Below are 22076 nucleotides of genomic sequence, written 5' to 3'. Positions count from 1 at the left end.
TATATAAACAATTTTGTATGTTTAGCGGGCAAAAAAATGCCCCCTGCGCTGAGGGGGCATGAGGCATCATTTGCGTCAGATGGATTGCGTAAACGTCCTTGAAATCACATCCTGCTGCTGCTCGCGCGTCAGGGCATTAAACCGCACCGCATAACCCGAAACGCGGATGGTCAGGTTCGGGTAATTTTCCGGGTGCGCAATGGCGTCCAGCAGCATTTCCCGGTTCATGACGTTGACGTTCAGATGCTGCCCGCCCTCGATGGCCGCTTCGTGATGGAAATACCCGTCCAGCAGCCCGACAAGATTGGTTTTGCGCACCAGTTCATCTTTGCCCAGCGCCTGCGGCACGATGGAGAAGGTGTAGGAGATCCCGTCTTTCGCATAGGTGAACGGCAGCTTGGCGACTGAGGTTAACGAGGCCACGGCCCCTTTTCTGTCGCGACCGTGCATCGGGTTCGCGCCAGGCGCAAACGGCGTGCCGCCGCGGCGTCCGTCCGGCGTGTTGCCGGTCTTCTGGCCGTAAACCACGTTGGAGGTGATAGTCAGGATCGACTGGGTCGGCACCGCGTTGCGGTAGGTTGGCAGCGCCTGAATTTTCTTCATAAAGCGCTCTACCAGATCGCAGGCGATGCTGTCCACGCGGTCGTCGTTGTTGCCGTACTGCGGGTAGTCCCCTTCTATCACAAAGTCGACCGCCAGACCGGTATGGTCGCGCACCGGTTTCACTGTGGCGTATTTAATGGCTGAAAGGGAATCCGCCGCCACCGACAGGCCAGCAATGCCGCAGGCCATGGTGCGATAGACGTCGCGGTCGTGCAGCGCCATGAGAGAGGCTTCGTAGCTGTACTTATCATGCATGTAGTGAATAAGATTCAGCGCGCTGATGTACTGCACCGCCAGCCAGTCCATAAAGTGATCGAGGCTCGCCATCACGGTGTCGTAATCCAGCACGTCATCCAGCAGCGGCTCAGTTTTCGGGCCGACCTGGATCTTCAGCTTCTCATCCACCCCGCCGTTGATCGCGTACAGCAGCGTTTTAGCGAGGTTGGCGCGGGCGCCAAAGAACTGCATCTGCTTGCCGATCACCATCGGGCTGACGCAGCAGGCAATGGCGTAATCATCGCTGTCGAAGTCGGCACGCATCAGATCGTCGTTCTCGTATTGCAGAGACGAGGTGACGATCGATACCTGCGCGGCGTATTTCTTAAACGCGATCGGCAATTGTTCAGACCAGAGGATCGTCAGGTTCGGCTCCGGCGCAGGCCCCATGGTATGCAGCGTGTGCAGATAGCGGAAGCTGTTTTTGGTCACCAGCGTGCGGCCGTCCAGCCCCATGCCGCCGATCACTTCCGTCGCCCAGATCGGATCGCCGGAGAAGAGCGTGTCGAACTCCGGCGTGCGCAGGAAGCGCACCATGCGGATCTTCATAATGAAGTGGTCGATCAGCTCCTGCGCCTGAACTTCATTCAGCCGCCCGGCCTGCATGTCGCGCTCGATGTAAATATCGAGGAACGACGCCGTGCGCCCCAGCGACATCGCCCCGCCGTTCTGGGATTTTACCGCCGCCAGGTAGGCAAAATAGACCCACTGCACCGCTTCCTGAGCGTTCATCGCCGGACGTGAAATATCAAAGCCATAGCTCGCCGCCATCTGCTGGATCTGCAGCAGCGCGCGTTTGTGCTCCGCCAGCTCCTCACGCAGGCGGATCGTCGCCTCGAGATCTTCACCGCGCTCGAGTTTCCCCTGCAGATCCGCAAACTGAAGTTCACGCTCGCGCACCAGATAAGCGATCCCGTACAGCGCCACGCGGCGATAGTCGCCAATGATGCGCCCGCGCCCGTAACCGTCCGGCAGGCCGGTCAGCACGCCGGATTTACGGCAGCGCATCATCTCTGGCGAATACACATCAAAAACGCCCTGGTTGTGGGTTTTACGCAGATCGGTAAACAGGTATTCGAAATGCGGATCCATCTCGCGGCCGTAGGCTTCAAACGAGCTGCGGATCATGTTGATCCCACCATACGGGTGCAGGGCGCGCTTGAGCGGTTTATCGGTTTGCAGGCCGACGATCGTCTCCAGATCCTGGTCAATATAGCCAGGTCCGTGAGCCGTAATAGTGGTGGCAATATTGGTGTCAAAATCCACCGGGGCGTGGGTGGCATTCTCCTGACGAATGCCGACCATTACCTTCTGCCACAGCGCCGTCGTTGCTGGCGTCGCCTGCGCGAGGAAAGCCTCATCGCCTTCATAAGGGGTGTAGTTATGCTGAATAAAATCGCGCACGTTGACGGTGTCTTTCCATTCTTCACCGCGAAACCCGGCCCATGCGTCGCTGTAGGGCGCGACGCGCGTATCGATTGTTACTTTCATGTGTTTCTCGCTTTATCAGGCGTAAGCCGCAGCCGGGGTAACCTTCCCAAGACGGAGGGCGTCCAGCGCGATCATTTTTTCTTCGTTGGTAGGGATAACCGCGCAGGCCACGCGGGACGACTCGGTGCTGATGAGGCGCTCACCCGCGCTGCCCGGCAGGGCGTTTTTGGCGTTGTCGAGGCTGATACCAAACACCTTCAGGTGTTCCGCCACCAGCGCGCGGATCAGCATTGAGTTTTCGCCAATGCCACCGGTAAAGACCACCCCATCCAGGCGGTGCAGCGACGCGGCGTGACCTGCGATATGCCGTGCGATACGGTGCACAAAGGTCTTGATCGCCAGCTGCGCCCGTTCATTGCCCGCGTGCCAGGCTTTCTCCAGCGCCCGCAGATCCGAAGAGATGCCGGAGATCCCAAGCAGCCCGGACTCTTTGTTGACCACGCGCTCCAGGTCCTCGAACGACTGGCCGGTCTGCTGGGCAATCCACGCCATCGCGCCGAAGTCCACGTCACCGCAGCGCGTGCCCATCACCAGCCCTTCCAGCGGCGTCATCCCCATGGAGGTATCCACGCTTTCGCCATTGCGCACCGCACAGATGGATGCGCCGTTGCCGAGATGGGCAATCACCAGGCCGCTGTCATCGGGGGACAGCCCGAGAAGCGCCTGCGCCTGCCCGGCCACGTAGCGGTGAGAGGTACCGTGGAAGCCGTAGCGACGCACGCCCAGCTCTTCAAAATAGCGGTACGGTAATCCGTACAGATACGCCTGCGGCGGCAGCGTTTGGTGGAAGCTGGTATCGAACACCGCAACCTGCTGAACGCCCGGGAACAGGCGCTCTGCGGCTTCCACGCCGCTTAAGTTGGCGTAGTTATGCAGCGGTGCCAGCGGTGAAACCTGGCGGATCTGCTCAATCACCTCTTCCGTAATCAGGGTCGACTCGCTGAAGAGGTCACCGCCGTGAGCAATGCGGTGGCCAATTAAGGCCACGCTGCTCATCAGGTTACGCTTCTCCAGCTCCAGGGCGATGGCAGCCAGCGCCCCTTCGTAGTCGTGGTGAGCCAGACTGACCGGCTCACTCCCGTTCACGGAAATAAAGGCTTTCTCAGTGTTGATACCGTCCGCAATGCCCGTCATCAGGGCATCGCAGCTGCTGGCATCGAGCACCGAAAACTTAACAGAGGACGAACCGCAGTTAATAACCAGTACAACCGGAAACTCAATCATCATGTGACTCCGCTCTTCCTGAGCTTTGGTTAGAACAGTTTGTAAACGATATTCAGAATGGTCAGCAGGCCCACAACCATGACGAAGATGTTCTCCGGTCTGCCTTTATATTTCGCCATGGCCGGCGCTTTGCGGATGGCATACATCGGCAGCAGGCACAGCAGAGAGGCGATGATTGGCGCACCCATCGCTTCGATAAGGTCAAGAATGTTCGGGTTGGCGTACGCAACAACCCAGGTGGAGCCCATGATGAACACCATGCTGATGGTGTTCAGTTTGCCAACAGAGACTTTCTTCTTGTCGCCCTTGTAGCCGAACTTAAGGATCAGGCCATTCAGCCCTTCCAGCGTGCCCAGGTAGTGCCCGAAGAAGGATTTGAAGATAGCCACCAGCGCGATGATGGAGGCACCGTATTCCAGTACCGTCGCGAACGTTGATTTAGTTCCTGACATCGACGCAAAGTGGTTCGCCAGGTATGAGAGCACCGGAATGTTCTGCGCTTTGGCTTCCGCCATGTTCTGCGGAGAGAGCGTAAACAGGCAGCTAAAGGCGAAGAACATCACCACCGCGACCATCAACAGGCTGGCGCGACCGATGATTTTGGAACATTTCTGCTCGGTAAATTCTTTACCGAACTCTGGCTCGTACTCTTCACGCTTGGAGACCACAAACGAGGAGACGATGGGCGAGAAGTTAAAGGAGAAGACCATGATGGAGATCCCCAGCCATACCGTGACCAGGATGCCGTCATGACCGGTGAAGGAGATAGCGCTCAGGTTGACCTGGTCGATCACCGCCGAGTTCCAGTAAGGGATCAGCGACAGGGAAATCAGTACCAGGCTGGCAATAAACGGGAACACCAGGAAACTCATTACCTTCACCATCAGGTCTTTACCGAACCAGATAACAAAGGCCATCAGCAGCAGCAGGAACAGCGCCACCACGCCGCGGTTCAGCGCAGGCAGCTGGAGCTGGTTTTCCCAGAAGGTCATAAAGGTGTTGGTAATGGTGACGCCGTAAATCCACAGCAGCGGGCAAATGGCGAAGAAGTAGAGGAACGTGATGACCACCCCACCGGTCTTACCAAAGTGCTCTTCTACCGTTTCGGTGATGTTGCCGGAGACGTTGCTGCCGGACAGGCACAGACGCGCCAGCGCGCGGTGGCAGTAAAACGCGATCGGGAACGCGAGAACCAGCATCAGCAGGATCGGGATCAAGCCACCAAAGCCTGCGCGAATGGGGAAGAACAGCACGCCTGCGCCAATCGCGGTTCCGAACAGGCCAAGCGTCCAGGTGGTATCAGACTTACGCCAGGAGGACGTTTTTGTCTGGCCAACGATAATGCTTTCTGTGTTGCTCATAGGTCACCTTTATGCGTCAACGAAGCCGGTAATTTGGGAAACGCGGGAGAGATCGATATTGCCGCCGGAAATAATGCAGACGGTTTTACGCCCCTGAATATAGTGGTCTAGCTTGCCGCTTAATAACGCGGCACAGGCCAGCGCGCCGGCGCCTTCCGTCACCACTTTATTTCGCTGAATGAGTGCAATCATGCTGTCGCGAATGTTATCTTCGCTGACCAGCACAATGTCATCGACTAATTCACGAACAATTTCGAACGGTAAATTACCGGGACGAGAAACGTCACAGCCGTCGGCCAGCGTGCCGGTAACGCGATGGCTTGTTATTTCTCCAGCCTGATACGATGCCGCCATGCCGTGAACATTTTCTGACTGCACGCCGATAATATTAATGGTGGGGTTGATGGATTTAATTGCCGTCGCAATCCCGGCAATTAAACCGCCGCCGCCGATAGGCACAATAACGTTATCCACATCGTATAAATCTTCGAGAATCTCCAGCCCGATGGTGCCCTGCCCGGCGATCACTTTGGCATCATCGTAAGGTGGAATAAAAATACGCCCTTCCATCTCGACGATCTCGCTGACTTTGGCGATGGTGTCGTTGAAGTTCTCGCCGTGCAGCACCACCTCCGCCGAGTAGTCGCGCGTCGCGGCCACTTTAGACTTCGGTGCGCCCATCGGCATCACGACTTTGCCGTCAATGCCCAGCATGGCGCAGGAAAGGGATACCCCCTGAGCGTGGTTTCCCGCGGAGCAAGCGACAACGCCTTTGCGTTTTTCGGCGTCGGTCAGCGAGCTTAATTTGTTAAACGCACCGCGGATCTTAAACGAACCGGTACGCTGCATGTTCTCAAACTTCAGGAATATTTCGCCCTTACAGCGTTCGCTGAGATAATTCGAGCGTGGCATACCGGTTTTATAAATCTTTCCTGCCAGTCGCTTTCTGGCATCCTGAATATCTTCAATCGTTACCGGGAGATCGTAGGTAATATGCATAATATCCTCGTTATAATAATTCATTATTTTCGGGCAAAGTCAGGGTATCAGCGCGTTAACATGTTAACGCTCTGGGTGTTTTTAAAATGGATACTAATTATTCATCGTCGTCTTTCGATATTCATCGACGAATATTGTTTTGCCAGTTCAACTAATACTGACGCTGATTTTTTAATTCTGTAATTTTTCGACCACACGGCGGCATAACGCGCCACGGGTAATTCATCTTCCACTGGCAGGACAATAAACTGGTCAGAACCGAACGGGGCAATCATGTCGCGGGGAATGACCGTCAGATAATCGGCATTCAGCACAAGGTTATAAATGGTGACGACGGAATCGGTCTGGACGATGTTTTCAATGCTGATGTGGTTGTCTTGCAGGGTGGTCAGAAGTTCTTTGTAGTAGCCCATATCGGTTTGCGGCATCACCCACTGCTCCTGCGTGAGCGATGCCAGTGTCGTCGGGCCGGTGCACGTTCGTGATTTGCTGGCAACCAGCACAAACTCGGACTCAAACAGCGGCTCGACGTGCAGATCCTGCAGCAGCATTTCATCGCTCAGCGTGCCGATGGCGAAATCCAGACGACCATCGCGAATGGCCGGCAGGAAAGATGACAGCTGCGCTTCATACATGGAGACGCGTGCTTTCGGAAACACTTCCTTAAATTTTTTGATCATCTCAGACAGGAAGGTAAAGCCGATCAGCGACGGGTAGCCAAAGGATACGTCCATGACGGTGCTGAAGCTCAGGCTGTTGATTTCGCTCACCATGTTTTTCATTTCACGCGTGATCGACTCCGAGTAGGAGAGCAGTACCTGGCCCGCGGCAGTGAGTTTTACGCCGGTGTTTTTACGCACCATCACTTCCACGCCAAAGTAGGATTCGATATCGCTGATGATTTTGCTGACGGCGGGCTGCGTCAGGCCCAGCTGTCTTGCTGCAGAACCTATGGAGCCACTTTTAATGACTTCCTGAAATACCACGAGGTGCTGTGTTTTCGGTAGAATAATAGTGTTCATAATATTCTGCGCTTATTTCCCTATGACGGGGTGAATTCTACTCAATAATGTTTAAAGGGGTATGTGCTGTTACTCACAATTTCCCTTTCAGTGCCTTTAACCTGCATATCAATAAATCATTAAAAACTTTATTTATCAATCAATTAGAAGACAATAAATACGCTACAACGCTGATATTGATCAACAAAAATAGCGGTAATAAATTTATTTTATGGCGATAACCCGAGCAAATTTAACTGTGGCAAAAAAATCAATAAAGACGATCTTTCAGGCAATTAAAGGACAATAAATAACCGTTATTTGTTTGAAATATTCTTTCAATTTATCAAATTTTTCTGGCGCGAATTTTTAAGCTTCAGGAAAAGAGTGGAATACGTCACACATTCACGGGGCGAATGTTTTTAATTTCAATATATACATATCAAACGAGAAAAGTTTCACGATCATTAAGGCAACGTTCGCAACAAATTATCAACACTAAAGATTGATGATTTTCTAGCGTGAAATTTCGTGATGTCGATCGTCTATAGATGCCGGATAGACATTGAAGGGATAAAAACAGTGAAATGTGCTTAATGTCGCAAATATGAGAATTGATGTCGCTTATGCGATTGCCGGGTGACGCTGCGCTTACCCGCCCTGCAATCCTCTGAAAGCAAAAACCCCGCCGAAGCGGGGTTTTTTAAGAAGTTGAAGCTGACCGATAAGCCGGGTTCTGTCGTGGACAGTCATTCATCTAGGCCAGCAATCGCTCACTGGCTCAAGCAGCCTACCCGGGTTCAGTACGGGCCGTACCATGTGAACCCCTATTTGGCCTTGCTCCGGGTGGAGTTTACCGTGCCACGGACTGTTACCAGCCGCGCGGTGCGCTCTTACCGCACCCTTTCACCCTTACCTGATCCCGCTTGCGCGGGCCATCGGCGGTTTGCTCTCTGTTGCACTGGTCGTGGGTTTCCCCCCCAGGCGTTACCTGGCACCCTGCCCTATGGAGCCCGGACTTTCCTCCCCTCCGCCCGTCTCCCCCGAAGGGGACGACGACGAAGCGGCGACTGTCTGGTCAGCTTCGGCGCGCAGTATAGAGGGTTTGCGCGCCGCTGTCACCCTCAGGTGTGGGCAAGACGCGATTAACGCGCGACTTCCACCTTCGCCAGCTTTTCGTAGTAGCACGCAAGCGCGCTGTGGTCGGCCGTGCCCAGGCCATCCGCGCGCAGCGCCTGCATCATCTCCATGACCGCAGCGGTCAGCGGCAGCTGTGCCCCCACGCCGTGAGAGGTATCCAGCGCGTTGGCCAGGTCTTTAATATGCAGGTCAATGCGAAAGCCGGGTTTGAAATTTCTGTCCATGACCATCGGCGCTTTGGCATCCAGCACGGTGCTGCCCGCCAGCCCACCGCGAATCGCCTGATAGACCAGGTCCGGGTTGACGCCCGCTTTGGTAGCCAGCGTCAGCGCTTCCGACATGGCGGCAATGTTTAGCGCCACAATCACCTGGTTTGCCAGCTTGGTCACGTTACCGGCGCCGATGTCCCCGGTATGCACCACGGAGCCCGCCATCGCTTTCATCAGGTCGTAGTATTGGTCGAAAACGGCCTTGTCGCCGCCGACCATGACCGACAGCGTGCCGTCGATCGCTTTCGGCTCACCGCCGCTGACCGGCGCGTCCAGCATTTCAACGCCCTTCGCTTTTAACGCCTCGCTGATTTCACGGCTTGCGAGCGGTGCGATAGAGCTCATATCGATCAGCACCAGGCCAGGCTTCGCTCCGTCGATAATGCCGTTCTCACCCAGCGCAACCTCTTTAACATGCGGTGAGTTTGGCAGCATGGTGATGATGACATCGCACTGCTCAGCAATGGCTTTCGCGGTAGTGGCCGCTTCTGCGCCAGCCGCTATCACCTCAGCCACGGCCTGCGGATTGTGATCGGATACCACCAGTGAGTAACCTGCTTTGATGAGGTTCTTACTCATTGGTTTCCCCATGATCCCCAGGCCAATAAAACCCACTTTCAGCGTCATAGTTTTTTCCTCAATGATGGTTATTTTTTAAAAGCGTCCGCTAATTTCTGCGTGGCCGAGCGAAATACGCCGAGATCGCTGCCGACGGCAACAAACGTGGCACCCCACTCCAGATAGCGGCGGGCATCCGCCTCAACCGGTGCCAGAATGCCGCACGGTTTGCCGTGCGCTTTGGCGCGGGCAAAGATGTGCTGAATGGCACGCTGTACTTCCGGATGACCGGCATTCCCCAGGTGTCCGAACGCGGCAGCCAGATCGCTTGGGCCAACGAAGATACCGTCTACGCCGTCGGTGGCGGCAATCGCATCGACGTTATCGACGCCCTGCTGGCTCTCGATCTGGACCAGGATGGTGATGTTGCTGTTGGACTGGGCGAAGTAGTCCGGTACGGTGCCAAACATGTTGGCGCGGTGTGAAACGGAGACGCCGCGGATCCCTTCCGGGGGATAGCGCGTGGAGGCCACGGCCAGCGCCGCCTGCTCTGCCGTTTCCACAAACGGGATCAGGAAATTGTAGAAACCGATATCCAGAAGACGTTTAACGATCACCGGCTCGTTGGTCGGCACGCGCACAACCGGCGCGCTGTGGCTGCCTTTGAGCGCCATCAGCTGCGGAATAAAGGTGCTGATATCATTCGGCGCATGCTCGCCGTCCAGCACCAGCCAGTCGAAGCCGGCCAGACCCAGCACTTCCGTGCTGATGGGGTTGGCCAGCGCGGACCAGCAGCCAATCTGAATCTGATGCGCCGCAAGGGCCGCTTTAAACTTATTCGGGAAGATATCGTTATTCATCGCGTTTACCTTTTTAATTCCGCAGCCTTGTTCAATATCATTTTATTTATTCAGACGCAGCGACAGGGTTATATTTATTATTCTGAGCTGGTTTGGCGTTATAAAATCGTCATTCAGTATAAGACGCAATCCACCACTGCACATTGTTTTAATGCTCAAGCATTCCGGTGCATTTTGATAATATTTTGAGCATATGCACAAAGCACTGGGCGCTAATGCACAGAATCAGGCATTACTGGTTCGGGAGCGATCGGGATCACATTTTCATATCCTATCTGCTGACATGCTTTATTTCTGAAAGCCGCGTATTTATTTCTACCATTAGAAAATGGACTGAATTTATTATCAGACACTTTGCTGGAGAATAGTGAACAATGGCCGACATTGAAATTCGACACGCATCGCCGACGGCGTTCTATATAAAAGTACACGACACCGATAACGTGGCGATTATTGTCAACGACAATGGCTTAAAAGCAGGAACCCGATTCCCGGACGGGCTGGAGCTGACTGAGCATATTCCGCAGGGACATAAAGTTGCGCTGGTGGATATCCCGGCTCACGGCGAAATCGTGCGTTACGGCGAAGTCATCGGCTATGCCGTCCGCTTCATTCCGCAGGGTAGCTGGATTGAGGAGTCGCTGGTTGAGCTGCCAAAAGCACCGCCGCTCAATACGCTGCCCCTGGCAACCCGCGTGCCGGAGCCGCTTCCTCCGCTGGAAGGCTATACCTTTGAAGGCTATCGCAATGCGGACGGCAGCGTCGGCACTAAAAACCTGCTCGGCATTACCACCAGCGTGCACTGCGTGGCGGGCGTAGTGGATTACGTGGTGAAAATCATCGAGCGCGATCTGCTGCCGAAATACCTGAACGTGGACGGCGTGGTCGGCCTTAACCACCTTTACGGCTGCGGCGTGGCGATTAACGCACCGGCAGCGGTCGTGCCCATCCGGACCATCCACAACATCGCCCTCAACCCGAACTTTGGCGGCGAGGTGATGGTGATTGGTCTGGGTTGCGAAAAGCTCCAGCCCGAGCGCCTGCTGCAGGGCACGGAAGATGTCAAAGCCATCCCGGCAGACGAGGCCAGCATTGTGCGCCTGCAGGACGAACGCCACGTTGGATTCCGTTCAATGGTCGACGATATTCTGCAGGTCGCAGAGCGCCATCTGGACAAACTCAACCGGCGCCAGCGCGAAACGTGTCCGGCGTCGGAACTGGTGGTGGGCACCCAGTGCGGCGGCAGCGATGCATTCTCCGGCGTGACGGCTAACCCGGCGGTGGGCTATGCGTCCGATCTGCTTGTTCGCTGCGGCGCCACGGTAATGTTCTCCGAAGTGACCGAAGTCCGTGACGCCATCCATTTGCTTACGCCACGCGCCGTCAATGAAGAGGTCGGCAAACGCCTGCTTGAGGAGATGGCCTGGTACGATAACTATCTGGATATGGGTAAAACCGACCGCAGCGCCAACCCCTCTCCCGGGAATAAAAAGGGCGGTCTGGCAAACGTGGTGGAAAAAGCCCTCGGCTCCATTGCCAAATCCGGTCAGAGTGCCATTGCCGAAGTGCTCTCTCCCGGCCAGCGTCCGACGAAGCACGGCCTGATCTACGCGGCAACGCCAGCCAGCGATTTTGTCTGCGGCACGCAGCAGGTGGCATCCGGTATTACGGTGCAGGTCTTCACCACCGGGCGTGGTACGCCGTACGGTCTGATGGCGGTGCCGGTGATTAAAATGGCGACGCGCACCGAGCTGGCAAACCGCTGGTACGACTTAATGGATATCAATGCAGGTACCATCGCCACCGGGGAAGAGAGCATTGAGGAGGTGGGCTGGAAGCTGTTCCACTTCATTCTGGACGTGGCGAGCGGGCGGAAGAAAACTTTCTCGGATCAATGGGGGCTGCATAACCAGCTGGCGGTATTTAACCCGGCACCGGTGACGTGATCGTCACTAACGGCACCATTCCGTTCCCTCTCCCCTGTGGGGAGAGGGTTAGTGTGAGGGGAAAAACCTTCTTTAAACCAACACCACGTCGATCCCGCTTTTACGCAACCCGTCCAGGCTCTCCGCCGGAATGCCTTCGTCGACAATAATCATATCAATCCTTTGCGTATCAATGATTTTATGCAGGCTTGAGCGGTTAAATTTGCTGGAGTCAGTCACCACAATAATACGCTCTGCCACCTCGCACATTTTGCGGTTCAGACGGGCCTCGTCTTCGTTATGCGTACTCACGCCGCGATCGAGATCGATGGCGTCAACGCCCAGGAATAGCAGATCAAAGTGATAATTCTGTAAGGACTGCTCCGCCTGGTCGCCGTAGAAGGATTGCGACTGGCGGCGCAAGTGCCCGCCGGTCATCAGCAGTTCCACGCCTTCCGCCTCCAGCAACGCATTCGCCACGTTCATCCCATTGGTCATGGCAATCACATCCGTGTGCTGACGCAGCATGCGGGCAATTTCAAACGTCGTGGTACCGGAGTCCAGAATAATGCGGTGTCCGGGTTTCACCAGCGCGGCAGCGGCCTGCGCGATACTGCGCTTCACCGCCGTGTTGAGCGAGCTTTTGTCTTCTACAGAAGGCTCAGCGCCCGGCGAATTGCCCTCACAGATGAGCGCGCCACCGTAAGCGCGCACGGCGATACCCTGTTTTTCAAGGAATGCCAGATCGTTGCGGATCGTTACCGTTGATACGCCATATAAATGAGAAAGATCGTTAACCTGTACGCTTCCCTGCGCCCGCAGCCGCTGAATGATTTGCTCTCGCCTTTCACTGGTGCCGGTGATGCGCTTTTCTGCGGATGGATCGGTGCTGCTCATGCGAGCTCCTTAGTAAAAACACTTTCGTTTTATTTCGTTTTGCCTATTAACGCCTTTCTTTTGGGGGAATGCAAGCCCTGAAAACCCGCCTGGCATTCACCTTACCCGCGCTGAAACCTTTCATTCCGTTTCTTTTGTGAAACAGATCGGAAAACTATTATCTTTCGTTTTATTTTTATATCACCATGATGCAGGATTAAATGAAACAAAACGAAAGATAAGTGTCATCACCATCCGACATGGAGAGGAAAGTGAAACATCTGACAGAAATGGTGGAGCAGCATAAACGGGGGAAGACAAACGGAATTTATGCCGTCTGCTCCGCGCATCCGCTGGTACTTGAAGCCGCAATTCGTTACGCCTATTCGCAACAGACACCGCTGCTGATTGAGGCCACCTCAAACCAGGTCGATCAGTTTGGCGGTTACACCGGCATGACGCCTGCCGATTTTCACGGGTTCGTCTGCAAGCTGGCAGGCTCTCTTGGCTTCCCGGCGTCACAGCTGATCCTCGGCGGCGATCACTTAGGGCCAAACCGCTGGCAACATCTGCCCGCACGGGAAGCCATGGCCAATGCCGACGATCTCATTAAAAGCTATGTCGCTGCCGGGTTCAAAAAAATCCACCTCGACTGCAGCATGTCCTGTAAGGGCGACCCGGTTCCCCTGACCGACGCGATTGTCGCCGAACGCGCCGCACGTCTGGCAAACATTGCCGAAGCGACCTGTCGGGAACAGTTTGGTGAATCCGATCTGGTCTACGTTATCGGCACGGAGGTTCCGGTACCGGGTGGAGCGCACGACACGCTCACCGAGCTTGAGGTCACCACGCCAGACGCGGCGCGCGCGACGCTTGAAGCACATCGTCACGCGTTCGAAAAGGAAGGATTAAGCGACATCTGGCCACGCATTATCGGACTGGTGGTACAGCCCGGCGTGGAGTTCGACCACGCACACGTCTGCGACTATCGGCCGGAAAAAGCCATCGCCCTGAGCGAAATGGTGGAAGCCTACGATACGCTGGTTTTTGAAGCGCACTCCACTGACTACCAGACGCCGCAGGCGCTGCGCCAGCTGGTAAAAGATCACTTCGCCATCTTAAAAGTCGGCCCGGCATTGACCTTCGCCCTGCGCGAAGCCCTCTTCTCACTGGCCGCCATTGAAGAGGAGCTGCTGCCAGCGAAGGCCAGCTCTGGCCTGCGCCACGTGCTGGAAAACGTGATGCTCGACCGACCGAAGTACTGGCAAAGCCATTACCACGGTGACGGCAACGCGCGTCGCCTGGCGCGCGGCTACAGCTACTCTGACCGCGTGCGTTATTATTGGCCGGACAACCAGATTGACGAGGCCTTCGCGCGGCTGGTACGCAACCTGGCAAACGACCCTATCCCATTGCCGCTGATCAGCCAGTACCTGCCGCTGCAGTACAGCAAAGTTCGCGAAGGCGCTCTCAAGTCGACGCCTCGGGAACTCATCATCGACCACATTCAGGACATACTCCAGCAATACCACGCCGCCTGCGAAGGCGTAACGACGCAAAACGCATAATAAAAAGAGGAAAGCACTATGCCAAACATTGTCTTATGCCGCATTGATGAACGCCTGATCCACGGTCAGGTGGGCGTGCAGTGGGTAGGGTTTGCGGGGGCAAACCTGGTTCTGGTCGCCAACGATGAGGTGGCTGAGGATCCTGTTCAACAGAACCTGATGGAAATGGTGCTCGCGGAAGGGATAGCCGTGCGTTTCTGGTCATTACAAAAAGTGATCGACAACATTCATCGCGCCGCGGACCGCCAGAAAATTCTGCTGGTCTGTAAATCTCCCGCCGATTTTCTGCAGCTGGTCAAGGGCGGCGTGCCCATCACCCGTATCAACGTAGGAAACATGCACTACGCCAGTGGCAAACAACAAATTGCCAAAACGGTCTCCGTCGACGCGAACGATATTGCCGCGTTCAATGGCCTGAAAACGGCCGGGGTGGAATGCTTTGTTCAGGGCGTTCCGACAGAAACTGCTTTGGATCTCTTTAAACTGCTCTGAGGGATTCACAATGGAAATCAGTCTGTTGCAGGCATTCGCGCTGGGGCTTCTCGCCTTTATCGCGGGTCTGGATATGTTTAACGGGTTAACCCACATGCACCGGCCGGTCGTTCTCGGGCCGCTGGTTGGCCTGATTCTTGGCGATCTGCACACCGGGATTTTGACCGGCGGGACGTTAGAACTGGTCTGGATGGGCCTGGCGCCGCTCGCGGGCGCACAACCGCCAAACGTCATTATCGGCACGATTGTGGGTACCGCATTTGCCATTAGCACAGGCGTGAAGCCAGAAGTTGCCGTCGGGGTCGCCGTGCCGTTTGCTGTCGCGGTACAGATGGGGATTACGTTCCTCTTCTCCGTGATGTCCGGCGTGATGTCCCGCTGCGATCGCATGGCGGCCAATGCTGATACCAACGGCATTGAACGGGTTAACTATCTGGCCCTGCTGGCGCTCGGCATCTTCTATTTCTTGTGCGCGTTTCTGCCCATCTATTTCGGTGCGGAGCACGCGAAAACCGCCATTGACGTTCTACCGGCGCGTCTGATTGACGGCCTCGGCGTCGCGGGCGGCATCATGCCCGCTATCGGCTTCGCCGTGCTGCTGAAGATCATGATGAAAAACGTCTACATCCCTTACTTCATTATCGGTTTTGTCGCCGCAGCCTGGCTCAAGCTTCCAGTCCTGGCGATTGCGGCCGCCGCGCTGGCCATGGCGCTGATCGACCTGATGCGTAAATCACCTGAACCGACGGCTCCAGCGGCCCAGAAAGAGGAATTCGAAGATGGCATCTAATCAAACAACGTTACCGGGCGTGTCTGAAACTGAAGAGACCCTGCTGACCGGCGTCAACGAAAACGTCTACGAAGACCAAAACATAGGTGCCGAGCTGACGAAAAAGGATATTAACCGCGTCGCCTGGCGTTCAATGCTGCTGCAGGCCTCGTTCAACTATGAACGTATGCAGGCCTCCGGCTGGCTGTACGGGTTGCTGCCTGCGCTGAAAAAGATCCACACCAACAAGCGGGACCTGGCGCGGGCGATGAAAGGCCATATGGGCTTCTTTAATACCCACCCGTTCCTCGTGACCTTTGTTATCGGCATTATTCTGGCGATGGAGCGCTCCAAACAGGATGTGAACAGCATCCAGAGCACCAAAATTGCCGTCGGTGCGCCGCTCGGCGGCATTGGTGACGCCATGTTCTGGCTTACCCTTCTGCCGATCTGCGGCGGTATTGGTGCCAGCCTGGCGCTGCAAGGATCAATTCTGGGCGCGGTGGTCTTTATCGTGCTGTTTAACGTTGTGCACCTCGGCCTGCGTTTTGGTCTGGCGCACTACGCTTACCGGATGGGCGTTGCGGCCATTCCTCTGATCAAAGCCAACACCAAAAAGGTCGGCCATGCGGCCTCCATCGTCGGGATGACGGTGATCGGCGCGCTGGTGGCAACCTATGTCCGTCTCAATACCACGCTCGAAATCAAAGCCGGGGATGCGGTCGTCAAACTGCAGGCCGACGTTATCGACAAGCTGATGCCCGCGTTTCTGCCGCTGGTTTACACCCTGACCATGTTCTGGCTGGTGCGCCGTGGCTGGAGCCCGCTGCGGCTGATTGGTATCACCGTGGTGCTGGGCGTTGTCGGCAAATTCTGTCACTTCCTGTAAAAGCAAAGAGGTTGCGATGTTAGGCATTATTTTGACGGGTCACGGCGGTTTTGCCAGTGGGCTTGAGCAGGCAATGAAGCAGATCCTCGGCGAGCAGCCGCAGTTTATCGCCATCGATTTTCCTGAAACGTCCACCACGGCGCGGCTGACCGCTCAGCTTGAGCAGGCGGTGAGCGAACTCGACGCCCGGCACGATATTGTGTTTCTCACCGATTTGCTGGGCGGCACGCCGTTTCGCGTGGCCTCAACGCTCGCGATGCAAAGACCGGGCAGCGAAGTGATCACCGGCACCAACCTGCAGCTCCTGCTGGAGATGGTGCTGGAGCGCGACGGATTAACCAGCGAAGCGTTTCGTCTGCAGGCGCTGGAGTGCGGCCACCGCGGCCTGACGAGCCTGGTGGATGAGCTTGGCCGCTGCCGCGAGGAAGCGCCCGCTGAGGAAGGGATATGAGCCAGCTGCTGCGCGCACGACGGGTGCTCACCGAACAGGGCTGGCTGGATGACCACCAGCTTCGTATTGAAAACGGCGTTATCGCGGCGATTGAGCCTATCCCCACGGGCGTTCACGCCCGCGATGCCGATAAGCTCTGTCCGGCATACATAGATATTCACGTGCATGGTGGCATGGGCGTGGATGTGATGGATGACGCACCCGATACGCTGGACGTTTTAGCCATCCATAAAGCGCGTGAAGGGGTGGGGGCATTTTTGCCCACCACCGTCACCGCACCGCTGGAGCTCATTCACGGCGCCCTCACGCGCATCGCCCGACGCTGTCGGTCGGGCGGCCCCGGCGCGCAGATTCTGGGCAGCTACCTGGAAGGCCCGTACTTCACCCCGCAGAACAAAGGGGCACACCCGTCGGCGCTGTTTCGGGAGCTGGATATTGCCGAGCTGGACGAGCTGATTACGCTCTCGAACAACACGCTCAAGGTAGTGGCGCTGGCACCGGAAAAACCCGGCGCGTTACAGGCTATCCGCCACCTTAAGCAGCGGGGTTTACGTGTGATGCTTGGCCACAGTGCCGCCACGTATGAGCAAACCCTCGCCGCCTTTGACGCCGGCGCTGACGGGCTGGTGCACTGCTATAACGGCATGACGGGGCTGCATCACAGAGGGCCCGGCATGGTCGGCGCGGGGCTGACGGACAAACGGGCATGGCTGGAGCTTATCGCCGACGGCCACCATGTTCATCCTGGAGCCCTGCGTTTATGCAGTTGCTGTGCGAAAGAGAGGGTGGTGCTGATTACCGATGCCATGCAGGCGGCAGGTATGCCGGATGGGCGGTATACGCTCTGTGGCGAAGAGGTCACGATGCACCACAGCGTGGTGAAAACCGCCTCCGGCGGACTCGCGGGCAGCACGCTGTCGCTGGATGCCGCAGTCAGGAATATGGTGGAGCACGCGGGCGTCACCGCTGAAGACGCTATTCATATGGCCTCGCTGCACCCTGCCCGCCTGCTGGGCATCGATCGTCAGCTCGGATCCTTAACGCCAGGGAAACGCGCCAATATGATTGCGCTGGACGGTGGTTTACACCTTCAGCAGATCTGGATTCAGGGCCAGGCTCTCCCCCTTTAGCCCTTTCATTGTGTCTCCTTTTGGCTTTACGGCCTGAAACCGTAAGGCCTTTCTTTTCCTTTCCTTAAATTTTCCCTTTCCTTTCACGATCACACTTTTCGTTTTATTTCTTTTCTTTCATTGAACTTTCGATTTCTTTTCTATAGATTTTATTTAACTGCTTAAGTGAACAAGTGAAACGAAACGAAAGATAGCGACACGTTTGCCAGCGTCTGATGTGGAATTCACACGACTAAGGACTGAGTTATGCCACAAATCACCCCCGCCGCCACAACCGGCACCTGGACCGAAGAAGAGATCCGCCAGCAGCCTGCCAGCTGGATCCGCTCGCTCAACAACATCGATAATCTGCGTTCCTCGATTGACGGTTTCCTGACGCCGCTGCTGCGCAAGCGCGATCTGCGGATCGTGCTGACCGGCGCGGGCACGTCCGCGTTTATTGGCGATATCATTGCGCCATGGCTTGCGAGCCACACCGGGAAAAACATCTCCGCCGTACCGACAACCGATCTGGTCACGAACCCGATGGATTACTTCAGCCCGACGCATCCGCTGCTGCTGGTTTCGTTTGCCCGCTCCGGTAACAGCCCGGAGAGCGTGGCTGCGGTAGAGCTGGCCAATCAGTTCGTGCCGGAGTGCTACCACCTGTCGATCACCTGTAACGAGGCGGGCAGCCTGTATCAGAATGCTGTCGACAGCGATAACGCTTATGCCCTGCTGATGCCTGCCGAAACGCACGATCGCGGCTTCGCGATGACCAGCAGTATCACCACCATGATGGCGAGCTGCCTGGCGGTATTCGCGCCAGAGACGATCGGCAGCCACACCTTCCGCGACGTGGCCGATCGCTGTCAGGCGATCCTCAACTCACTCGGTGATTTCCGCCACGGCGTCTTTGGCAACGAACCGTGGAAAAGGATCGTCTACCTGGGAAGCGGTGGCCTGCAGGGCGCGGCGCGCGAATCGGCGCTGAAGGTGCTGGAACTGACGGCGGGCAAGCTGGCGGCGTTCTACGAGTCCCCAACAGGCTTCCGCCACGGACCTAAATCGCTGGTGGATAGCGAAACGCTGGTGGTGGTGTTTGTCTCCAGCCATCCGTATACGCGTCAGTACGATCTCGATCTGCTGGCCGAACTGCGCCGCGAACGTCAGGCCCTGCGCGTCGTCGCCATCGCTGCAGAAAACGATCCGGTTATTGAAGCGGGTCCGCACATCCTGCTGCCGCCTTCCCGCCCGTTTATCGATATGGAACAGGCGTTCTGCTTCCTGATGTACGCCCAGGTCTTTGCGCTGTCCCAGTCCCTCAGCGTGGGCAATACGCCCGATACACCATCTGCCAGCGGCACGGTCAACCGTGTGGTGCAGGGCGTTGTTATTCATCCGTGGCAGGCTTAAGAGGATCGCACTATGAGCATTATCTCAACGAAATATCTTCTGCAGGATGCGCAGGCAAAAGGCTACGCGGTGCCGGCGTTCAACATCCACAACGCCGAGACGATCCAGGCGATCCTCGAAGTGTGTAGCGAAATGCGATCGCCGGTGATCCTCGCGGGCACGCCGGGCACGTTTAAGCACATTGCGCTGGAAGAGATCTACGCTCTGTGCAGCGCGTACTCGCTAACCTACGACATGCCGCTGGCGCTGCATCTCGATCACCACGAATCCCTCGACGATATTCGTCGCAAGGTCAACGCTGGCGTGCGTAGCGCGATGATCGACGGCAGCCACTACCCGTTCGAACAAAACGTGAAGCTGGTGAAATCGGTCGTCGATTTTTGCCACCTCAACGACTGCAGCGTCGAGGCCGAGCTGGGGCGTCTTGGCGGCGTGGAAGATGACATGAGCGTCGACGCCGAAAGCGCGTTTCTCACCGACCCGCAGGAAGCGAAACGCTTTGTCGAGCTGACCGGCGTCGATAGCCTCGCCGTCGCCATCGGCACCGCACATGGTCTGTACACCAAACGCCCGAAAATCGACTTCCAGCGGCTGGCCGAGATCCGCGAAGTGGTCACCGTGCCGCTGGTGCTGCACGGCGCGAGCGATGTGCCGGATGAGGATGTTCGCCGCACCATCGCGCTGGGCGTGTGCAAAGTCAACGTGGCTACCGAGCTGAAAATCGCCTTCTCTGACGCGGTTAAAGCCTGGTTTGCCGAAAACCCGCAGGGTAACGATCCGCGCTTCTATATGCGGGTCGGTATGGACGCCATGAAAGAGGTGGTCAGAAGCAAAATTACCGTTTGCGGCTCGGCAAACCGCTTGCTGCTTCCGGCAGAAGCCTGATTAAAAAGGAGCTTACCCTGATGAAAAAAATCCTCGCACTCTCAGTGCTGGCCCTGTGCGTTTCTCATAGTGCGGTGGCCGCGAACTACACGCTCAGTAACGACAATATTGCCCTGTCATTTGATGATGCAAACTCAACGGTAGTGGTTAAGGACAGCAAAGCTAACCATCCGCTCACGCCGCAGGAGCTGTTCTTTCTGACGCTGCCGGACGAGACTAAAATCCACACGGCGGATTTTAAAATCAAGCATGTCGAAAAGCAGGACAGCGGGATTGTCATTGATTTCACCCATCCGGAATTTAACGTGACGGTGAAGCTGAACCTGGTGAAGGGCAAATACGCCAGCATCGACTACACCATAGCCGCCGTTGGGCAGCCCCGGGATGTGGCTAAAATCACCTTCTTCCCGACCAAAAAGCAGGCTCAGGCTCCTTACGTCGACGGGGCAATTAACAGTTCGCCGATCGTCGCAGACTCGTTCTTTATTCTGCCGGATAAACCCATCGTTAACACTTACGCCTATGAAGCGACGACCAACCTCAACGTTGAGCTGAAAACCCCTATTCAACCGGCAACCCCGGTCAGCTACACCACATACTTTGGTACCTTCCCGGAGACCAGCCAGCTGCGACGTAGCGTAAACCAGTTTATTGATGCCGTCCGTCCGCGTCCGTATAAGCCTTATTTACACTACAACAGCTGGATGGATATCGGCTTCTTTACCCCGTACTCCGAGCAGGACGTGCTGGGGCGGATGGATGAATGGAATAAGGAGTTCATCACCGGGCGCGGCGTGGCGCTGGATGCGTTCCTGCTTGACGATGGCTGGGATGACCTGACCGGGCGCTGGCTGTTTGGCCCGGCTTTCAGCAAGGGTTTTGGCAAGGTACGGGAGAAAGCTGACAGCCTGCACAGCTCCGTCGGCCTGTGGCTCTCGCCGTGGGGCGGATATAACAAACCGCGCGATACTCGCGTCTCGCATGCAAAAGAGTACGGTTTCGAAACGGTAGACGGGAAGCTGGCGCTGTCAGGCCCGAACTATTTTAAAAACTTTAACGAGCAGATCGTTAAGCTTATCAAAAACGAGCACATCACCTCGTTCAAGCTCGACGGGATGGGTAATGCCAATTCGCATATTAAGGGCAGCCCGTTCGCCTCGGATTTTGACGCCTCTATCGCTCTGCTGCATAACATGCGCAGCGCCAATCCGAATCTGTTTATTAACCTGACGACCGGTACCAACGCCAGCCCATCCTGGCTGTTCTACGCCGATTCCATCTGGCGTCAGGGAGATGATATCAACCTGTACGGCCCCGGCACGCCGGTGCAGCAGTGGATGACCTACCGCGATGCGGAAACGTATCGCTCCATAGTGCGTAAAGGTCCGCTGTTCCCGCTGAACTCCCTGATGTATCACGGGATCGTCAGCGCGGAGAATGCGTATTACGGTCTGGAGAAGGTGCAAACGGACAGCGATTTTGCCGACCAGGTCTGGAGCTACTTCGCCACAGGCACCCAGTTGCAGGAGCTGTATATCACCCCATCCATGCTCAACAAGGCGAAGTGGGATACCCTGGCACAGGCCGCGAAGTGGTCCCGGGATAACGCCAGCGTGCTGGTGGATACCCACTGGATTGGCGGTGACCCGACGGCATTGCAGGTTTACGGCTGGGCATCCTGGAGCAAGGACAAAGCGATTATCGGCTTGCGTAACCCGTCGGATAAGCCACAAAGCTACTATCTGGATCTGGCAAGAGACTTTGAGATCCCGACAGACGGCACGACACAATTTGGTTTGAAGGCGGTGTACGGCAATAACGATAGCGTACCGGAGGCGTATAAAAACGCGGTGGTGATTACCCTGAAGCCCCTGGAAACGCTGGTGTTTGAGGCATTACCAGGAAAATAAAAGT

The 22076-nt window shown here is 56.2% G+C and carries 18 protein-coding genes and 1 other RNA gene; 10 read left to right on the top strand and 9 right to left on the bottom strand.

The window, feature by feature from the left end:
- Window positions 1–75 precede the first annotated feature (75 nt).
- From pflB to garL, 8 genes are all read right to left on the bottom strand, one after another.
- Window positions 76–2370 carry a formate C-acetyltransferase gene (gene pflB, locus PYW49_RS10040; protein ID WP_320386349.1) on the bottom strand — a complete coding sequence of 765 codons (2295 nt, stop codon included), beginning with the start codon at window positions 2368–2370 and terminating at the stop codon, window positions 76–78.
- Window positions 2371–2385: 15 nt separating this feature from the next.
- The gene (tdcD, locus tag PYW49_RS10035) at window positions 2386–3594 is read right to left on the bottom strand and encodes a propionate kinase (protein ID WP_320386594.1); all 1209 of its coding nucleotides are present in this window, start codon (window positions 3592–3594) and stop codon (window positions 2386–2388) included.
- A 29-nt stretch (window positions 3595–3623) separates the two neighbouring features.
- The gene (tdcC, locus tag PYW49_RS10030; RefSeq protein ID WP_320386348.1) at window positions 3624–4955 is read right to left on the bottom strand and encodes a threonine/serine transporter TdcC; all 1332 of its coding nucleotides are present in this window, start codon (window positions 4953–4955) and stop codon (window positions 3624–3626) included.
- A 9-nt stretch (window positions 4956–4964) separates the two neighbouring features.
- Window positions 4965–5954 (bottom strand): bifunctional threonine ammonia-lyase/L-serine ammonia-lyase TdcB, encoded by a 990-nt coding sequence (gene tdcB, locus PYW49_RS10025; RefSeq protein ID WP_134347445.1) that lies wholly within the window; start codon window positions 5952–5954, stop codon window positions 4965–4967.
- Window positions 5955–6055: 101 nt separating this feature from the next.
- Window positions 6056–6976: a transcriptional regulator TdcA gene (gene tdcA / locus PYW49_RS10020; RefSeq protein WP_134347444.1), complete on the bottom strand. Its 921-nt coding sequence runs from the start codon at window positions 6974–6976 to the stop codon at window positions 6056–6058.
- 688 nt (window positions 6977–7664) lie between these two features.
- An RNA gene (gene rnpB, locus PYW49_RS10015) (RNase P RNA component class A) lies at window positions 7665–8041 on the bottom strand.
- A 59-nt stretch (window positions 8042–8100) separates the two neighbouring features.
- The gene (gene garR, locus PYW49_RS10010) at window positions 8101–8991 is read right to left on the bottom strand and encodes a 2-hydroxy-3-oxopropionate reductase (RefSeq protein WP_320386347.1); all 891 of its coding nucleotides are present in this window, start codon (window positions 8989–8991) and stop codon (window positions 8101–8103) included.
- A 20-nt stretch (window positions 8992–9011) separates the two neighbouring features.
- The gene (gene garL, locus PYW49_RS10005; RefSeq protein ID WP_320386346.1) at window positions 9012–9782 is read right to left on the bottom strand and encodes a 2-dehydro-3-deoxyglucarate aldolase; all 771 of its coding nucleotides are present in this window, start codon (window positions 9780–9782) and stop codon (window positions 9012–9014) included.
- A 374-nt stretch (window positions 9783–10156) separates the two neighbouring features.
- Here garL and garD point away from each other — a divergent pair, with 374 nt between their 5' ends.
- Entirely contained in the window at window positions 10157–11728 is a 1572-nt protein-coding gene (gene garD / locus PYW49_RS10000; protein WP_320386345.1) for a galactarate dehydratase, read from the top strand.
- Between the two features lie 72 nt (window positions 11729–11800).
- Here the strand turns inward: garD and PYW49_RS09995 are convergent, their stop codons facing one another.
- The gene (locus PYW49_RS09995) at window positions 11801–12604 is read right to left on the bottom strand and encodes a DeoR family transcriptional regulator (RefSeq protein ID WP_134347440.1); all 804 of its coding nucleotides are present in this window, start codon (window positions 12602–12604) and stop codon (window positions 11801–11803) included.
- Window positions 12605–12843: 239 nt separating this feature from the next.
- Between PYW49_RS09995 and kbaZ the strand changes: the two genes are divergently transcribed.
- From kbaZ to PYW49_RS09950, 9 genes are all read left to right on the top strand, one after another.
- Window positions 12844–14151 (top strand): tagatose-bisphosphate aldolase subunit KbaZ, encoded by a 1308-nt coding sequence (gene kbaZ, locus PYW49_RS09990; RefSeq protein ID WP_134347466.1) that lies wholly within the window; start codon window positions 12844–12846, stop codon window positions 14149–14151.
- 18 nt (window positions 14152–14169) lie between these two features.
- Window positions 14170–14643 carry a PTS N-acetylgalactosamine transporter subunit IIB gene (gene agaV / locus PYW49_RS09985; RefSeq protein WP_134347439.1) on the top strand — a complete coding sequence of 158 codons (474 nt, stop codon included), beginning with the start codon at window positions 14170–14172 and terminating at the stop codon, window positions 14641–14643.
- A gap of 10 nt (window positions 14644–14653) precedes the next feature.
- Window positions 14654–15433 carry a PTS N-acetylgalactosamine transporter subunit IIC gene (gene agaW, locus PYW49_RS09980; protein WP_059312192.1) on the top strand — a complete coding sequence of 260 codons (780 nt, stop codon included), beginning with the start codon at window positions 14654–14656 and terminating at the stop codon, window positions 15431–15433.
- Entirely contained in the window at window positions 15423–16301 is an 879-nt protein-coding gene (gene agaE, locus PYW49_RS09975; protein ID WP_134347438.1) for a PTS N-acetylgalactosamine transporter subunit IID, read from the top strand. The genes agaW and agaE overlap by 11 nt, the downstream gene beginning before the upstream one ends.
- A gap of 16 nt (window positions 16302–16317) precedes the next feature.
- On the top strand, window positions 16318–16752 hold the full coding sequence (gene agaF, locus PYW49_RS09970) for a PTS galactosamine/N-acetylgalactosamine transporter subunit IIA (protein WP_047347731.1): 435 nt from the start codon (window positions 16318–16320) through the stop codon (window positions 16750–16752).
- Window positions 16749–17882: an N-acetylglucosamine-6-phosphate deacetylase gene (gene nagA, locus PYW49_RS09965; RefSeq protein WP_320386344.1), complete on the top strand. Its 1134-nt coding sequence runs from the start codon at window positions 16749–16751 to the stop codon at window positions 17880–17882. The genes agaF and nagA overlap by 4 nt, the downstream gene beginning before the upstream one ends.
- 246 nt (window positions 17883–18128) lie before the next feature.
- Complete coding sequence (locus PYW49_RS09960) at window positions 18129–19277, top strand: SIS domain-containing protein (RefSeq protein ID WP_134347436.1); 1149 nt, start codon at window positions 18129–18131, stop codon at window positions 19275–19277.
- A 12-nt stretch (window positions 19278–19289) separates the two neighbouring features.
- Window positions 19290–20162, top strand: a complete 873-nt coding sequence (gene kbaY / locus PYW49_RS09955) for a tagatose-bisphosphate aldolase subunit KbaY (protein ID WP_013098894.1) — start codon at window positions 19290–19292, stop codon at window positions 20160–20162.
- Between the two features lie 20 nt (window positions 20163–20182).
- Complete coding sequence (locus PYW49_RS09950; RefSeq protein WP_134347435.1) at window positions 20183–22072, top strand: alpha-galactosidase; 1890 nt, start codon at window positions 20183–20185, stop codon at window positions 22070–22072.
- Window positions 22073–22076 lie beyond the last annotated feature (4 nt).

The organism is Enterobacter chinensis (assembly GCF_034008295.1).
In the GTDB taxonomy this organism is placed as follows: domain Bacteria; phylum Pseudomonadota; class Gammaproteobacteria; order Enterobacterales; family Enterobacteriaceae; genus Enterobacter; species Enterobacter chinensis.
Note: the sequence above shows the minus strand (reverse complement) of the source record. Positions and strands in the feature narration are given on the sequence as shown.

Excerpts from the sequence above, each read along its gene's own strand:
- agaW (WP_059312192.1), top strand. The coding sequence starts at position 14,654 with ATGGAAATCAGTCTGTTGCAGGCATTCGCGCTGGGGCTTCTCGCCTTT.
- garL (WP_320386346.1), bottom strand. The coding sequence starts at position 9,782 with ATGAATAACGATATCTTCCCGAATAAGTTTAAAGCGGCCCTTGCGGCG.
- pflB (WP_320386349.1), bottom strand. The coding sequence starts at position 2,370 with ATGAAAGTAACAATCGATACGCGCGTCGCGCCCTACAGCGACGCATGG.
- agaE (WP_134347438.1), top strand. The coding sequence starts at position 15,423 with ATGGCATCTAATCAAACAACGTTACCGGGCGTGTCTGAAACTGAAGAG.
- tdcB (WP_134347445.1), bottom strand. The coding sequence starts at position 5,954 with ATGCATATTACCTACGATCTCCCGGTAACGATTGAAGATATTCAGGAT.
- tdcD (WP_320386594.1), bottom strand. The coding sequence starts at position 3,594 with ATGATTGAGTTTCCGGTTGTACTGGTTATTAACTGCGGTTCGTCCTCT.
- kbaZ (WP_134347466.1), top strand. The coding sequence starts at position 12,844 with ATGGAGAGGAAAGTGAAACATCTGACAGAAATGGTGGAGCAGCATAAA.
- tdcA (WP_134347444.1), bottom strand. The coding sequence starts at position 6,976 with ATGAACACTATTATTCTACCGAAAACACAGCACCTCGTGGTATTTCAG.
- garD (WP_320386345.1), top strand. The coding sequence starts at position 10,157 with ATGGCCGACATTGAAATTCGACACGCATCGCCGACGGCGTTCTATATA.
- PYW49_RS09950 (WP_134347435.1), top strand. The coding sequence starts at position 20,183 with ATGAAAAAAATCCTCGCACTCTCAGTGCTGGCCCTGTGCGTTTCTCAT.
- garR (WP_320386347.1), bottom strand. The coding sequence starts at position 8,991 with ATGACGCTGAAAGTGGGTTTTATTGGCCTGGGGATCATGGGGAAACCA.
- PYW49_RS09995 (WP_134347440.1), bottom strand. The coding sequence starts at position 12,604 with ATGAGCAGCACCGATCCATCCGCAGAAAAGCGCATCACCGGCACCAGT.
- nagA (WP_320386344.1), top strand. The coding sequence starts at position 16,749 with ATGAGCCAGCTGCTGCGCGCACGACGGGTGCTCACCGAACAGGGCTGG.
- agaV (WP_134347439.1), top strand. The coding sequence starts at position 14,170 with ATGCCAAACATTGTCTTATGCCGCATTGATGAACGCCTGATCCACGGT.
- agaF (WP_047347731.1), top strand. The coding sequence starts at position 16,318 with ATGTTAGGCATTATTTTGACGGGTCACGGCGGTTTTGCCAGTGGGCTT.
- kbaY (WP_013098894.1), top strand. The coding sequence starts at position 19,290 with ATGAGCATTATCTCAACGAAATATCTTCTGCAGGATGCGCAGGCAAAA.
- tdcC (WP_320386348.1), bottom strand. The coding sequence starts at position 4,955 with ATGAGCAACACAGAAAGCATTATCGTTGGCCAGACAAAAACGTCCTCC.
- PYW49_RS09960 (WP_134347436.1), top strand. The coding sequence starts at position 18,129 with ATGCCACAAATCACCCCCGCCGCCACAACCGGCACCTGGACCGAAGAA.